The following is a 1,943-nucleotide window of genomic DNA, read 5'->3' as shown; positions in this document are numbered from 1 at the left end:
GTAGGGGTCGCGGTCGGCGTCGGGGTAGCTGGCGGGGGCGCGGTCGTCGCGTCCGTAGGGGTCGCGTCCGCGGTCGGTCCGGTCAGCCCGGTCGGCCCGGTCGTCGGGTGCGCGGCCGTAGGGGTCGCGGTCGGCGTCGGGGTAGCTGGCGGGGGCGCGGTCGTCGCGTCCGTAGGGGTCGCGTCCGCGGTCGGCCCGGTCGTCTGTGCCCGGCCGGTCCTCGCGCCGCCGGGCATAGGGATCACGGTCGTACCCGCCCGGCTCTTCGTACGGGTCCGCCTGGTAGCCGCGACCGCCGCGTGGCTGGTCGGCGTAGTCGTCGCGGTCGTACCCGCCGTACGGGTCGCCCCCGCGCGGCGGATCCGCCACGCTGGACTGGTCGGCCGGCGAACGCCGGATGCCCAGCGGGTCGTAACCCCCCGCCGCGTCCGGAGCGTCTACCTGCGACGGGCTACGCCGACGCTGGCCGCCGGGCTCGTCCGTCCCGTAGGGAGACCGACCGCCGTCGTCCGGACGATATTCGTACCTCTCCTGACCACTCATGATCCCAATTCCGCACCGATCGCAGTAGTCGGGTCGTGAGACAGGTGCCCCGCAGGGCAACGTGCCCTCACCTGATCACCGGTTCACCCGGAGGGTCCTCGTCGACCGTGTGTCAAGGACCATCTCATCGATCTTCTTGACGTTCTTCTTCAACCGAACCGTACCTGTTGTGGCATTGTCGATGTGAACCACCTTCTGTAGGAGGCGGTACGTGTCTTCGTTGCCGGAGGCGAGCGCCAACTGAGCCCCGCGTCCGAGCAACAGTGTTGCAGTGGCCTCGTCGCCGGACTGACGCGCCTCCAGGCCACGCAGTACCGAGGCCGCCAGCTCGGTCTGTCCGGTGTAGTGGGCGACGGCCGCGCTGATCGGAGTTGACCGGGTCTCGTCGTCCGTCCACATCGCTCTCACCAGCGCCTGCGACGTCTCCCTGCCGTCGATGACGAGGCTGACCCGCGCGGCCAGCACCTCGGTCCCGACCGGCCGGGCCGGCACCCGGATGTTCAGGTGGTAGTCGCGCGACTCCGTTCCCCACGCGCCGGTAGCGTAGTCGACGCTGTGATCGTCGGATGTGGTCGTCTCGGCCCGCAGGTCCCGCAGCAGCGGGGAGACTTCCCGCAGAAACCCCACCTTGGCGTCCCGGGGGGTCCACAGCCGCAGCGCCACCCGGTTGGTGGCCCGGCTGGTGGCGGTCGCGACCACACTGGTGAAGTCCGCGACGAGCTCGTCCGGGCTGCCGATCGCGTCGACGGTGCCCAGCAGATTCGTCGCGACCAGCCGCAGTTCGGCGACCCGCCAGTCGGTGCCGATGCCCCGGCAGTCGCACTGAAACCGCCCACGGGCCGCGGCGATGGCCGCTGCCAGGTCCGTCGCCAGCTCACCGTTCTGGCCGTCGGTGAGCAGCAGCGCGTGCGCGATGGCCTGCGGCCGGGTTCCCGTCAGCGCCCGAGCCAGGTCCAGCCAGCGGCCGATGGCGGTGCCGCCGCGCGGCTCCATCCGGCTCACCGCGAAGCGGGCCTGCTCGCGGGTGACGGTCGAGGCGGCCACCAGGTGCGGGCTGTCCGGATAGATCATGCCGGCGGCGCCGGTGCCACGCACGATCGCGAACCAGACGCCGTCGGGCAGGCAGTCGATGGCCGCACAGGCGGCATGGCGGGCCTGGGCGATCTTCTCCGGCGGGTTCGCCATCGAGCCCGAACAGTCGAGCAGGAGGACCTCGGCGAGTTCCGGGCGGCGGGATCCGGCCGGCGCCGGGGACCCGTGGTCCGGCACGGAGCCCTGGGCTGGCAGGGGCCCGTGGAACGGCGCCGAGTCGGGGGCCGACGCGGAGCCCTGGGCTGGCGAGGGGCCCTGGGCTGGCGAGGGGCCCTGGGCTGGCGCGGGCGCGTGGTCCGGCGCGGGGC

The 1,943-nt window shown here is 72.8% G+C and carries 1 protein-coding gene and 1 pseudogene; both read right to left on the bottom strand.

Features of this window, described 5'->3' with window-relative positions:
• Positions 1–543, bottom strand: a pseudogene (locus ND748_RS30900) (hypothetical protein); the annotation flags it as partial.
• A gap of 75 nt (positions 544–618) precedes the next feature.
• On the bottom strand, positions 619–1,943 hold a 1,325-nt coding region (locus ND748_RS30895), incomplete at its 5' end, for a VWA domain-containing protein (protein ID WP_251749842.1).

The organism is Frankia sp. AiPs1 (assembly GCF_023716945.1).
Classification (GTDB): Bacteria; Actinomycetota; Actinomycetes; order Frankiales; family Frankiaceae; genus Frankia.
Note: the sequence above shows the minus strand (reverse complement) of the source record. Positions and strands in the feature narration are given on the sequence as shown.